Source organism: Flavonifractor sp. An9 (assembly GCF_002161245.1).
GTDB lineage: Bacteria > Bacillota > Clostridia > Oscillospirales > Oscillospiraceae > Flavonifractor > Flavonifractor avicola.
In genome coordinates, this window is sequence record NZ_NFHC01000003.1 from 23,439 (window position 1) to 36,283 (window position 12,845).

Sequence of the window (12,845 nt, forward strand, 5' to 3'; positions counted from 1 at the left end):
CTGCATTTTCGCGGGCGGCCTTTGGGCCGCCCGCTTTTTTTACCCGGATGCAATCATTTGGCCCGCCGCCGCGCTTTCTAGGCAGAAGGACAAGAAGGGAGTGAACACAATGCCCACCCTCAATGGCAATTCTCTCTCCTGTGAGGAGATCCTGGACCGCTACGGCCCGCTGGTCTACCGCATGGCCATCCAGGGCACCGGCAGCGTGGCTGACGGGGAGGACGTGGCCCAGGAGGTCTTTGTGAGCCTCATCCAGTGCGACCCCCGCTTTGCCGATGAGACCCACCTGAAAGCCTGGCTCATACGGGCCACCGCCAACCGCTGCAAAAGCTGGGGGCGCTCCCCCTGGCACAGGCGCACCGTTCCTCTGGAGGAGGCCCGTCAGGCCGCCCCGCCGCCGGAGACTGGCGGCACCTGGGAGGCGGTGGCCGCCTTACCCCCCAAGTACCGCTGGCCGGTGTACCTCCACTACATCGAGGGCTATACCGCCGCCGAAATCGCCCAGCTGCTGGGCTGTCCCCGGAACACGGTGCTCTCCCGGCTGAGCCGGGCCAGAGCCAAGCTGAAAGACGCGCTGAAGGAGGAATGGGCATGAACAGCAAGGATTACCGCAGCACACTGGGCGGCGTGACCCCCTCCCCCGCCTGGCGGGAGCGCACTCTGGCCGCCATGAAAGAGGCCCAGGGACAAAAGCGGCCCTCCCGTAAGCCTCTGGCCATCGCCGCCACGGCGGCGGCTCTGGCTGTAGCAGTCAGCGGGGGCGTATGGCTGTCCGGCCGGACCGAAGTGGACCCCGACGGCCCCGGCGTGGCCCGCACCCCGGAGCCGGTGGTCACGCCTACCCCTACCATTGATCCCGAATGGATCTATTTTGAAACCTTTTCCATTGTGACCGACCCCAGCCAACTCATGGGCAACAATCCCACCGCCGGACGGCTGGAGGAACTGACCGAGCTGCCCGTCTATGAGAATCCCATCCCCACGGAGGACCAGCAACGGGTTCTGCTGAATCATCTGGCGGAGGAACTGGGCTGTACCATTGCCGAGACCGATTGGTCCCCCGGCACCGGGGAGGACACCATGGGCCGGGAACCCACTTTGAGGGCGGAATGTACCGACGGCACTCAGCTGCGGCTAAGGGGCGTGTACAGCCTGCAAATTTATGATTCTCCCGACCTGGCCGCTGTGGCCGAAGCTGCCCACAGCTATCTCATCTACAGCGCCATGACGCCGGAGGAGATGCTTTCCTCCTCCAACATACCCCCCCAGACCAGCCAGGAGACCCTGGAGGACTATGCCTATACCGGAGAATCCATGCCCACCCAGGCCACCTTCCTGCTGGACCCGGACGCCACCCTGGAGGAGCAGATCTACTCCTACAGTTTTCAGCGCATGGAAGTGCGGAATAATTCTCTGACCCTCTACCTCCAGCCCGGTAAGAGCGTTGGCACCTTCCCCCTCCGCTCCCCTGACGACGCTCTGGCCTGCTTCCGCTCCTGGGACTACTGGGGCAGCAGCCTTACCTACTACCCCGAGAATGCCCAGATCATCTTTATCTCCCTGGAGTACGATATCGGTATGGGCCAGCCCTACTCCCAGCCGGTATACCGTATTCTGTTCACACAGGACTACTGGGACATGGCTGACCGGATGTTTGACGGGGTGGACCCCTCCCCCTTTATGGGTGTAGGCATTGCCTATGTCCCCGCCATTGATCCCAAATACCAGGACGAGGTGCCCTACCGGCGGTACTTCAACGACGGTTTGGCTTATATGGGGCCGGAGGAATGGGAGTAAATCAAGCACCCTTTTGACAGAAAATCGTCAGAAAGATGTAACCCCCCTGTTACCCATCCCGCCTGCCGCACTGGTATACTGGAGCAAAAGGAGGGATGCATCATGACGGAAGATTACGCCCGTACGCTCAAACGCAGGACGCTGGTCGCCCTGGTTGCAACTTTGATTTCTCTGGTCCTGCTGGGGGCCGCCGTGTTCTGGCTGTGGTGCAGCCTGTTCGGTCCTCCCCAGTTCATGCGGAAGGACAATCCTTCCCTCTCCCCCCAGAGCGCCCAGTCTCAGCTGGACGCCGGGGCCACCGTCTGCTGCCAGGACACCGCCTATGAGGTGCCGCCCCACTCCGGCCTCAGCGAACTGCTCCACACCGACCAGTGGACCTCCACCTCCGCATTTCAAACCGAAGATGCGGAGGTGGTCATGCACTTCGGGGAGCTCTATGAACTCTCCCTCTGGTCGGACGGCAAGGCCGCCTTCTATGACGGCTACTCCGGCCACAGCACCAAAAGCTATGCCTATTACACCATCCCCACCGGCATGGTAAAGGACCTGATCACTTCGCTTACTGCTCTTGTCCCCGCGTAATCTCAAACAAAAAACGCAGGCTGCGCATAGTGCGCAGCCTGCGTTTTTTGTTTATATGATTTACTCGGCCTTCTTGAACATTTCCTTGTCCACGCCGCACAGGGGGCAGGACCAGGAGGAGGGCACCTGCTCCCAGGGGGTGCCGGGGGCCACGCCGTGGGCGGGGTCACCCTCAGCGGGATCATAGATATAGCCGCACAGAGAGCACACCCACTTGCCGCCCTCACTCTTGGGGGCGTCCACCGGCACGGTGCACAGGGCGGCCACAGACTTGGCATACTCGGCCATGGCATCCAGGTCGGCCTGGGTGGGAGTGAAGAGCACCCGAAAGGGGGCCTCGGGGGCGGCATAGCGCAGCCCCTTCAGGAAGGTGTGGAGCATGGGTGCAGCCTCGCCGCTCCAGCCGTAGGCGCCAAAGGCGCCGGCGGCCTTGCCCTTCAGGTTGATGGGATCGATGGAGGTGAGCACATCCCACACAGCCTTGGGAGCGGCGCGGTTGATGGTGGGGGAACCCACCAGCAGCACGTCGGCCTCATGGGCCAGCTTCACGCACTCGGCATAGGGCACCACGGTAACGTCGGCGGTGGTGACGGCGTAGCCCTCACCCTCCAGAGCCTTAGCGGCAGCTTCCGCCAGAGTGCGGGTGCAGCCGTAGGCGGAGGCGTACACCACGAAGGCGGTGCGCTGGGTCTTGGGAGCGGGGGTGCTCCAGGTGCGGTAGAGCTCCTTGGCCTTGCCGATGGTCTCGGTCAGGCAGGGACCGTGGCTGGGGCAAACCAGCTCCACGTCGGCGGGCATCTTGTCCAGACCGGCCAGCACGCTGGGCTTGAAGGGGCCGAAGATACCGGCATAGTAGTAGGCGAACTCGCCCTCATAGGCCTCCTTGGCGTGGATGTTCTTATCCAGCATGGTGGGCTCGCAGAAATGAGCGCCCAGGAAGTCGCAGGTAAAGAGGGTCTTGCCCTCCTTGTCCCAGGTAAACATGGAGTCAGCCCAGTGGAGCATGGGAGAGGGGATGAACTCCAGCACCCGGTTGCCCAGGTCCAGGGTATCGCCGGCAGCCACGGTACGGCAGGGCAGATCCAGGTTGGTGATATCCTGCAGGTGCTTCTTGCCCGCCTTGGTGGCGATGATCTCCAGCTTGGGGCAGACCGCCATCAGCTTGGCCACGCTGCCCGAGTGGTCGGGCTCGTTGTGGTTCATAATCAGGTAATCCACATCCTCCACAGGAATGACCTGGCGGATGTTGTCCAGATATTCGTCAAAATAGTCGGTATGTACCGTCTCGATCAGGACGTTCTTCTCTCCCGTCAGCAGGTAGGCATTGTAGGAGGTACCATATTTGGATTCCATTACGATGTCAAAGACCCGCAGGGACGGATTGAGGACGCCCACAGACCAGAGATTTTCACGCAGCTTGATGGCGCTCATGGTGGTTCCTTCCTTTCTTATTGTCAAAAATTATTTCCTAGCAGGTCACAGTATATTATCCTCTCTTCCGCTTGTCAAGCGCTATGGGATAAACTGTCACGTCTGTTTTCCACAATTCTGCCGCCTTGACTTTCCTTCTGTATAAGGCTACAATGAAGAATTGCGAAACCGCACTTTTTTTGTCTGAGGTGACTGTTCATGTCCATCTATCTCGATAACGCCGCCACCACGCCGGTTTGTCCCCAGGCGGCCAAAGCGGCCTATGAGGCCATGACGGAGGGCTACGGCAACCCCTCCTCCGGCTATGCCATCGGCCAGGCCGCCGCCGCCAAAGTAAAGGAGTACCGTGCTGTGGTGGCAGGCAGGCTGGGCTGCCTGCCGGAGGAGTTGACCTTTACCTCCTGCGGTACCGAGGGAGACAACTGGGCCATCCGGGCCGCCGTGGAGCATGGGAAGCGGAGCGGGAAACATATCATCACCACCGCCATCGAGCACTCCGCCGTGCTGGAACCCATCCGCGCTCTGGCCGCCCAAGGCTATGAGGTCACCTACTTAAAGCCGGACAAGTCCGGCCACGTCTCCATCGACGATCTGAAGGCCGCCCTGCGGCCCGACACGGTACTGGTGTCCATGATGCTGGTAAACAATGAGCTGGGTACTCTCTTGCCAGTGGCGGAGTCCGCTCAGGCCATCAAGGCCGCCCACTGCCCCGCCCTGCTCCACTGCGACGCGGTGCAGGCCTTTTTGAAGGTTCCCTTCACCCCCAGGGAGCTGGGGGTGGATCTGCTCACCATCAGCGGCCACAAGATCCGGGCGCCCAAGGGTATCGGCGCCCAGTACATCCGCAAGGGTCTGGACCTGAAGCCCCTGCTGCTGGGAGGCGGGCAGGAGAACGGCCTGCGTTCCGGTACCGAGCCCACCGCCCAGCTGGCCGCTCTGGCCGCCGCCTGTGAGGCCTGGGACACCAGCGCGCCCGCTCGTATCGCAGCTGTAAAGGCCCACGCCCTGGAGGTTCTCTCCTCTGTTCCCGGTCTGGAGGTGGTCAGTCCCGGCGACGCCCCCCACATCTGCGCCATTTCTCTGCCCGGCTATCCCAGCGAAATGCTGGTGCGGGACCTGTCCGACCGGGGGATCTACGTCTCCTCCGGCTCGGCCTGCCACAAGGGCAAACCCAGCCACGTCTTTGCGGCTCTGGGGCTGCCCAAGCGCACCCTGATGGGTGTACTGCGCATCTCCTTCTCCCCCGACAGCACCTGTGAGGAGGCCGGCGCTCTGGCCGACGCCCTCACGGAGATCACACAGACTCGGATCGCAATGAGGTGAGGATTTGTTTTCCTACATGAACCGGGGACGGGCTTTTTACCGCAATGTGGTATCATTGGCCCTGCCCATTCTGCTGCAAAATCTGTGCACCACCCTGCTGGGTCTGGTGGACACCTTCATGGTAGGCTCTCTGGGCGAGGCCCCTCTGGCCGCTGTGGCCCAGGCCAATCTGCCGGTGTTTGTCATTCAGCTGGTGATTTTTGGACTGCAAAGCGGCTCCTCGGTGCTTATCAGCCAGTTCTGGGGCAAGAAAGACACCGATACCATCAACCGGGTCATCGGCACCGGCTGCTATGTGGCGGGCGCCATCGCCGCTCTGTTCGCCATCATCATGTGCTTTTTCCCCACCCAGCTCATGGGCCTGCTCACCGACAATGAGGAGCTGATCCCTCTGGCCGCCAGCTACGCCCGCATCGTAGGCCCTTCCTACCTCTTTAACAGCCTCACCGGCGTGTATGTTGGCGCCCACCGCTCTATGGAGAACCCCAAACTGGGCATGATCGTCTTTGCCACCTCCATGGCCACCAACACTTTCCTGAACTGGGTGTTCATCTTCGGCAACCTGGGGGCCCCCGCTCTGGGGGTGGAGGGTGCAGCCTTTGCCACCCTGCTCTCCCGTATCCTGGAGTTCGGCATCACCATGACCTATGCCCTCACCAACAAGCGGTTCAAGCTCAAGCCCACTCTCATGTTCCGGCCGGGACGGCCCCTGATCCAGAAGTTTTTCCGCTATTCCGGCCCGGTGGTCCTCAACGAGACCCTGTGGGGCCTGGGCACCTCCATGCACAAGGTGGTCATGGGCCATATGGAAAACTCCACCGAGATCCTGGCTGCCCGGGCTCTGGCAGGCAATCTGGAGGATCTGTGTACCGTGGCCATCTTCGCCGTGGGCGGCACCACCGCCATCATTATCGGCCGTGAGATCGGCGCCGGGCGCCGGGAACACCTCTATGAGATCGGGGCCACTTTGAACACTCTGGCCATGATCTGCGGCCTGGTGATCGGCGGGCTGCTGGTCACCTTCACCCATACCTTCTTCCCCACCCTGGTCTATCCCTTCTTCCATCTGTCCCCCATGGCGGGAGAGATCGCCACCATGATGCTCACCATGATCGGCGTCTGCCTCCCCCTGCGGGCCTTCAACTCGGTAAACACCGTGGGCGTGCTCCGGGGCGGCGGCGACGTGCGGGCGGCCTCCCTCATCGACGTGTGCCCCCTGTGGCTGGTGGCCCTTCCCCTGTCCGCCCTCTTCGGTCTGGTGCTGAAGTGGGGTGTCTTCTGGGTGTATGTGGGCGTTATCATGGAGCAGATCACCAAATTTATTGTGGGTGTGCCCCGGTTCCGCTCCAAGGCCTGGATCAATGACGTGACCCAATATGTGAAGAAAGAGGAGGTCTCCCAATGAAGATCACCGTTCTGATGGAAAACTCCGCCCAGGATGGACTGATTCCCGAGCATGGCCTGTCCTTTTATGTGGAATACCGGGGCGGCCGCTACCTGCTGGATGCCGGAGAGTGCGGCGCGGTGGTGTACAACGCCGCCAGGCTGGGGGTAGACCTTTCAAAGGTGGACAAGGCCGCTCTGTCCCACGGGCACTATGACCACGCCGACGGCTTCAACGCCTTCTTCGCCGTCAATCCCTCCGCCGCCGTCTACGCCCGGCCCCGGATCACCGACCCGGAGATCTGGGCGGAGAAGGAGTACATCGGTGTCAACATGGGGATGTTCTGCCGGCACGAGAAGCGCTTTGACCTGGCGGAGGGACCCCGGGATCTGGCCGAGGGCCTCCACCTGATCCCCGACCAGGTGAAGCATGAGCAGTCCCTGGTGGCTGAGACCTCCGAAGGTCTGGTGGTCCTCAACTCCTGCTGCCACGCTGGAGTGGTGAAGATTCTCACCCAGCTCTCCGAGCAGTTCCCTCAAAAACCCATTCGGGCGGTATTGGGCGGCTTTCACCTGATGGGCAAGGAGGGTGTTCCCACCCTGGGCCCTACCCCGGAGAAGGTACGATCCATCGCCGCCGCCCTGCGGGATGATTTAAAGGTACAGGACATCTATACCGGCCACTGCACCGGAGATCCCGCCTACGCCCTGCTGGAGGAGGAACTGGGCGACAGGCTTCACCACCTCACCGCCGGAGCGGTGTATGAATTTGCCGACTGAATCAAAAAGGACGCGCCTGCGGCGCGTCCTTTTTTTATAATTCCCGTTCCATTCTAATATCGGACAGTTGAAACCACTTGTCAGAATACGTGACGTATTCAAATCCCAGCTTCTCATAGATCCGCAGGGCAGCCTTCAGCTTGTGGTTGGAGGTGATCACGATGGTCTTTTGTCCCGCGTCCCGGGCGGCCTGGATCACCGCCTCCATCAGGGCGGTGCCAATGCCCCGCTCCCGGTACTCCTCTTTGACGCCGAACTTCAGTGCCTCGCACACACCGTCGCCCTGAAGCTCCAGCATGACCATGCCCACAATCTCCCGGCCGCAGCGGGCCAGCAGCACACGGCCGCCCCCGGCGATAAAGCGGTGCGGATCGGCCAGCATCTCCAGGTCTACCGGCTCCAGCAGGTCATACTCCAGCAGCCAGGGCAGAGAGATGTCCTCCAGATCCTGTTTGTAGCGCTCCTCGTAGTCAATGATCTCCACGGGCACCGTTCCGTCCACAGAGACACCCCTCCTGTTTGCAAGTATTGTTCCTTATTGGATAGAATACCATTGAACCGCCGCCGCGTCAACCGCTCTGATTTGCATTCTGAAGGTCTGTCTGCTATCTTTTCTTCGTTCACATTTAATTTACAACCCTGCCTATTGACTTTTTTCCCGGACGGTGCTACATTATCTTTAGCACTCAGGTAGTATGAGTGCTAAATCAAAAGTGAGGTGGCCGCTATGGATTTAACCGAACGCAAAAAACGAATCCTGCGCGCCATCATCGAAAGTTACATCCAGTCGGCGGAGCCGGTGGGTTCCAAGGCCATTGCCTCTTCCATCGGCATGGAGATCTCTTCCGCCACCATCCGAAACGAGATGGCGGATCTGGAATCTCTGGGACTGCTGGAAAAGCCCCATACCTCCGCCGGACGCATCCCCTCTCCCAAGGGGTATCGGTTCTACGTCAACGAACTGATGGAGGAGCACAAGCTCTCCCTTCAGGAGACCGAGCGCATCAACCAGGCCCTGCGCCTGAAGATGCAGGAGCTGGACCGGGTGCTGGACCAGGCCGGCCGGGTGGTGTCTCAGTTGACCAACTACCCCGCCTTTGCTCTGTCCTCCGGCATGAGCCGGGTGACGATCCGCCGGTTTGACCTTCTGATGGTGGAGCACAACGCCTTTATCATCGTGGTAATGACCGACACCAATGTGGTGCGCAACCGGCTGATCCGGCTGCCCTCCGATTTGACGGAGGCTCAGCTGCAGATGCTCAACACCCTGCTCAACGCCACCTTTACCGGCCTGCCTCTGGATGAGATCACGCCGGAGCTGATGCGGGTGGCCCAGCACGCCGCCGGAGAGGCCTACGGGCTCATCTCCCTGGTTGTCTCCTTCGCGATGGAGGTGCTGGAGAGCCTGGAGCAGCGCACCGTCCACACCTCGGGCATCGCCCATCTGCTGGAGCTGCCTGAGTACCGCTCTTTGGAGCGGGCCCAGCCTCTGCTGAGCTACCTCTCCGAGGACGCCGATCCCGCCCGCTTCCCCGTTCCCAAGGACGCCGCCATGAAGATCCTCATCGGCCCGGAAAATGTGGCCGACGCGTTGAAGGATACCAGCGTGGTGGTGGCCAGCTACGACATTGGCGACGGGATGCGGGGTGTCATCGGTGTGGTGGGACCCACCCGTATGGATTATGCCAAAATCACCGCCCGCCTTTCCTATCTGGCCGAGGGACTGACCCGGCTGTTCGGGCAGGGCGAGCTGCCGGGCGGCAGCGACGATCTTAAATAGGAGATGAGTGCATCCCATGAGTAAGAAAGAGAAACAGCCCGAAGAGGTCACCCCTGAGGAGCAGACCGCACAGGCCGCCGCCCCCGAGGCTGCGGAGGAAGCCCCCAATCCCCTGCTGGAGGAGCTGGAGGCTCTGAAGCAGAACCTCACCGATCAGGAGGACAAGTTCCTTCGGCTGGCCGCCGAGTACGACAACTACCGCCGCCGCAGCCAGAAGGAAAAGGAGTCGGCCTGGGCCGATTCCAAGGCAGAGACCGCCGCCGCCTTCCTGCCGGTGTACGATAACCTGGAGCGGGCCCTCAAGCAGGACACCGCTGACGAGGCCTATAAGAAGGGCGTGGAGATGACCATGACCCAGCTGAAGGAGGTCCTCTCCAAGCTGGGCATTCAGGAGATCCCCGCCCTGGGCGAGACCTTCGACCCCAACCTGCACAACGCCGTCATGCACGTGGAGGACGAGAACGCCGGAGAGAACACCATCGTAGAGGTGTTCCAGGCCGGTTTCCGCACCGAAGAAAAGGTGATCCGGTTCTCCATGGTCAAGGTGGCCAACTAATTCATGTTAAAAAACAATTTACGATATATTGGAGGAATTGATTATGTCTAAGATCATCGGTATCGACCTCGGTACGACCAACTCTTGTGTTGCTGTTATGGAAGGCGGCGAGGCCGTCGTTATCGCCAACGCGGAAGGCAACCGCACCACCCCCTCTGTCGTGGCCTTCTCCAAGGACGGCGAGCGCATGGTGGGCCAGGTGGCCAAGCGCCAGGCTATCACCAACCCCGACCGCACCATCGCTTCCATCAAGCGTGAGATGGGCTCCAACTACAAGGTGAACGTGGACGGCAAGGCCTACACCCCCCAGGAGATCTCCGCTATGATCCTGCAGAAGCTGAAGGCGGACGCCGAGGCTTATCTGGGCCAGCCTGTCACCGAGGCTGTCATCACCGTCCCCGCTTACTTCACCGACGCTCAGCGTCAGGCCACCAAGGACGCCGGCCGCATCGCCGGTCTGGACGTGAAGCGTATCATCAACGAGCCCACCGCCGCGGCTCTGGCCTACGGCGTGGATAAGGAGACCGACCAGAAGATCATGGTGTACGACCTGGGCGGCGGTACCTTCGACGTGTCCGTGCTGGAGGTTGGCGACGGCGTCATCGAGGTGCTGGCCACCGCCGGTAACAACCGTCTGGGCGGCGACGACTTCGACAAGGCCGTCATGGACTGGATGGCCGCCGAGTTCAAGAAGGACACCGGCATCGACCTGACCGGCGACAAGGTCGCCATGCAGCGCCTGAAGGAGGCCGCCGAGAAGGCCAAGATCGAGCTGTCCGGCGTCACCTCCACCAACATCAACCTGCCCTATATCACGGCTGACGCCACCGGCCCCAAGCACCTGGATCTGACCCTGACCCGTGCCAAGTTCGATCAGCTGACCGCTTCCCTGGTGGAGGCCACCGCCGGCCCCGTCCGTCAGGCCATGAGCGACGCCGGCCTGGGCTCCGGCGACCTGTCCAAGGTGCTGCTGGTGGGCGGCTCCAGCCGTATCCCCGCCGTGCAGGATATGGTGAAGAAGCTGACCGGTAAGGAAGGCTTCAAGGGCATCAACCCCGACGAGTGCGTGGCCATCGGCGCTGCTCTCCAGGGCGGCGTTCTGGTGGGCGACGTGAAGGGCCTGCTGCTGCTGGACGTGACTCCTCTGTCCCTGGGCATTGAGACCATGGGCGGCGTTATGACCAAGCTCATCGAGCGCAACACCACCATCCCCGCCAAGAAGAGCCAGGTGTTCACCACCGCCGCTGACAACCAGACCTCCGTTGAGGTCCACGTGCTCCAGGGCGAGCGTGAGATGGCTCAGTACAACAAGACCCTGGGCCGCTTCAACCTGGACGGCATTGCTCCCGCCCGCCGCGGCGTGCCTCAGATCGAGGTTACCTTCGACATCGACGCCAACGGCATCGTGAATGTGTCCGCCAAGGATCTGGGCACCGGCAAGGAGCAGCACATCACCATCACCTCCTCCACCAATATGTCCAAGGAGGACATCGACAAGGCCGTCAAGGAGGCCGAGCAGTTTGCCGCCGAGGATGCCAAGCGCAAGGAAGAGGTTGATGTGCGCAACCAGGCCGACCAGGTGATCTACCAGACCGAGAAGGCTCTGGAGGACGCCAAGGACAAGATCGACGCCAACGACAAGGCCACTGTGGAGGCCGCCATCAACAAGCTGAAGGACGCCATGAAGGGCACCGATATCGAGGCCATCAAGGCTGCCACCGAGGAAGCTTCCAAGGCCTTCTACCCCATCGCTGAGAAGATGTATCAGCAGGCCAATCCCCAGGGCGGTCAGGCCGGCCCCGACATGGGCGGCGCCAACTTCGGCGGCCAGGCCGGCGGCACCAACACCGACCCCAACGTGGTGGACGCCGACTATCAGGTCGTGGACGACGATCAGAAGTAATTAAACAGGAAAACACCGCGGGCGGGGGCTTGTCCCCCGCCTGTGTGGCGTTCCGTTTTCTCCCAAACGGTGGATCGTGGAGAGCTGCTTTCACACTTCACTTTCCACGCTCCACTCTGAAACAGAGGTGAACACCAATGCCTGAACAGAAACGAGATTATTACGAAGTCCTGGGCGTAGCCAAAACCGCCAGCGAGGACGAGCTGAAAAAGGCCTACCGCAAGCTGGCCAAGAAATACCACCCCGACCTGAACCCCGGCGACAAGGACGCCGAGGCCAAGTTCAAGGAGGTCAATGAGGCCTATGAGATCCTCTCCGACAAGGAGAAGCGGGCCAAGTACGACCAGTTTGGCCACGCCGGCGTGGATCCTAACTTCGGCGCCGGCGGATTTGGCGGCGGCGGGTTCGGCGGCTTCGATATGGGCGATATCGACCTGGGGGATATTTTCGGTTCCTTTTTCGGCGGCGGCTTTGGCGGCGGTGGAAGCCGCCGGAGCAACGGGCCTATGAAGGGCGAGACCCTGCGGGCCTCGGTGACCATCAGCTTTGAGGAGGCCGCCTTCGGCTGCGAGAAGGAGATCACCCTCAACCGCACCGAGAGCTGCGATTCCTGCAAGGGTACCGGCTGCGCCCCCGGCACCACCGCGGAGGTCTGTCCCGACTGCCACGGCAGCGGCACCATCCGCATCCAGCGGGGCGGCGGCGCCTTTACCTTCGCCACCACCACCACCTGCCCCAAGTGCGGCGGCAAGGGCAAGATCATCCACCAGCCCTGTAAGGACTGCGGCGGCACCGGCAATGTGCGCAAGCAGCGCAAGATCACCGTCAGCATCCCTGCCGGTATCGACAACGGCCAGGCCGTCTCCCTCCGAGGCCAGGGCGGCGCGGGCCGCAACGGCGGTCCCGCCGGTGACCTGCTCATCAGCGTCACCGTCCGTCCCCACGAGTTCTTCAAGCGGGACGGTACATCGGTATTCCTGGAGCACCCGGTCACCTTCCTTCAGGCCACCCTGGGCGCCGAGCTGGAGATCCCCACCATCGATGGCAAGGTGAAGTGGAACCTGCCCGCCGGTACCCAGCCCGGCACCACTTTCCGCCTGCGGGGCAAGGGCATTCCCTCCGTCAACGGACGGGGCCGGGGCGATCAGTACGTCACTGTCAATGTGCAGGTCCCCACCGATCTGACCCGTGAGCAGAAGGAGGCGTTGCGTGCCTATGGCGAAGCCATGGGCGAGATTCCACCCAGTCCGGCGGACGGCGTGAAATCTTTCTTTGACAAACGCAAGAAGAAGAAATAAAATAAGAGGACG

12 protein-coding genes are annotated in these 12,845 nt (G+C 61.7%); 10 read left to right on the top strand and 2 right to left on the bottom strand.

Annotated features, from left to right (window positions below):
• Window positions 1–109: 109 nt before the first annotated feature.
• From B5G40_RS03180 to B5G40_RS03190, 3 genes are all read left to right on the top strand, one after another.
• Entirely contained in the window at window positions 110–595 is a 486-nt protein-coding gene (locus tag B5G40_RS03180) for an RNA polymerase sigma factor (RefSeq protein ID WP_087388743.1), read from the top strand.
• A complete protein-coding gene (locus B5G40_RS03185) occupies window positions 592–1,797 on the top strand; it encodes a hypothetical protein (RefSeq protein ID WP_087398742.1) in 1,206 nt (401 codons plus the stop codon). Before B5G40_RS03180 ends, B5G40_RS03185 begins: the two co-directional genes overlap by 4 nt.
• 102 nt (window positions 1,798–1,899) lie before the next feature.
• The gene (locus B5G40_RS03190; RefSeq protein ID WP_087398743.1) at window positions 1,900–2,379 is read left to right on the top strand and encodes a hypothetical protein; all 480 of its coding nucleotides are present in this window, start codon (window positions 1,900–1,902) and stop codon (window positions 2,377–2,379) included.
• Between the two features lie 60 nt (window positions 2,380–2,439).
• Here B5G40_RS03190 and B5G40_RS03195 read toward each other — a convergent pair whose 3' ends face one another.
• Window positions 2,440–3,810: a rubredoxin gene (locus B5G40_RS03195; RefSeq protein ID WP_087398744.1), complete on the bottom strand. Its 1,371-nt coding sequence runs from the start codon at window positions 3,808–3,810 to the stop codon at window positions 2,440–2,442.
• 198 nt (window positions 3,811–4,008) lie between these two features.
• Here B5G40_RS03195 and B5G40_RS03200 point away from each other — a divergent pair, with 198 nt between their 5' ends.
• The 3 genes from B5G40_RS03200 to B5G40_RS03210 are packed head-to-tail and all read left to right on the top strand — an operon-like array spanning window position 4,009 to window position 7,296.
• The gene (locus tag B5G40_RS03200) at window positions 4,009–5,133 is read left to right on the top strand and encodes a cysteine desulfurase family protein (protein WP_087398745.1); all 1,125 of its coding nucleotides are present in this window, start codon (window positions 4,009–4,011) and stop codon (window positions 5,131–5,133) included.
• 4 nt (window positions 5,134–5,137) lie between these two features.
• Window positions 5,138–6,538, top strand: a complete 1,401-nt coding sequence (locus B5G40_RS03205; protein WP_242959174.1) for an MATE family efflux transporter — start codon at window positions 5,138–5,140, stop codon at window positions 6,536–6,538.
• Complete coding sequence (locus B5G40_RS03210) at window positions 6,535–7,296, top strand: MBL fold metallo-hydrolase (protein WP_087398746.1); 762 nt, start codon at window positions 6,535–6,537, stop codon at window positions 7,294–7,296. The genes B5G40_RS03205 and B5G40_RS03210 overlap by 4 nt, the downstream gene beginning before the upstream one ends.
• Before the next feature lie 34 nt (window positions 7,297–7,330).
• Here the strand turns inward: B5G40_RS03210 and B5G40_RS03215 are convergent, their stop codons facing one another.
• Window positions 7,331–7,798 carry a GNAT family N-acetyltransferase gene (locus B5G40_RS03215; RefSeq protein WP_087188862.1) on the bottom strand — a complete coding sequence of 156 codons (468 nt, stop codon included), beginning with the start codon at window positions 7,796–7,798 and terminating at the stop codon, window positions 7,331–7,333.
• Window positions 7,799–8,023: 225 nt separating this feature from the next.
• Between B5G40_RS03215 and hrcA the strand changes: the two genes are divergently transcribed.
• The 4 genes from hrcA to dnaJ all read left to right on the top strand — a co-directional run bounded on the left by hrcA (window position 8,024) and on the right by dnaJ (window position 12,833).
• The gene (gene hrcA / locus B5G40_RS03220) at window positions 8,024–9,076 is read left to right on the top strand and encodes a heat-inducible transcriptional repressor HrcA (RefSeq protein ID WP_087398747.1); all 1,053 of its coding nucleotides are present in this window, start codon (window positions 8,024–8,026) and stop codon (window positions 9,074–9,076) included.
• Between the two features lie 16 nt (window positions 9,077–9,092).
• On the top strand, window positions 9,093–9,632 hold the full coding sequence (grpE, locus tag B5G40_RS03225; protein ID WP_242959176.1) for a nucleotide exchange factor GrpE: 540 nt from the start codon (window positions 9,093–9,095) through the stop codon (window positions 9,630–9,632).
• A 43-nt stretch (window positions 9,633–9,675) separates the two neighbouring features.
• Window positions 9,676–11,535, top strand: coding sequence for a molecular chaperone DnaK (gene dnaK, locus B5G40_RS03230; RefSeq protein WP_087398749.1), 1,860 nt, complete (start codon window positions 9,676–9,678; stop codon window positions 11,533–11,535).
• 137 nt (window positions 11,536–11,672) lie between these two features.
• Window positions 11,673–12,833, top strand: coding sequence for a molecular chaperone DnaJ (gene dnaJ, locus B5G40_RS03235; RefSeq protein WP_087398750.1), 1,161 nt, complete (start codon window positions 11,673–11,675; stop codon window positions 12,831–12,833).
• Window positions 12,834–12,845 lie beyond the last annotated feature (12 nt).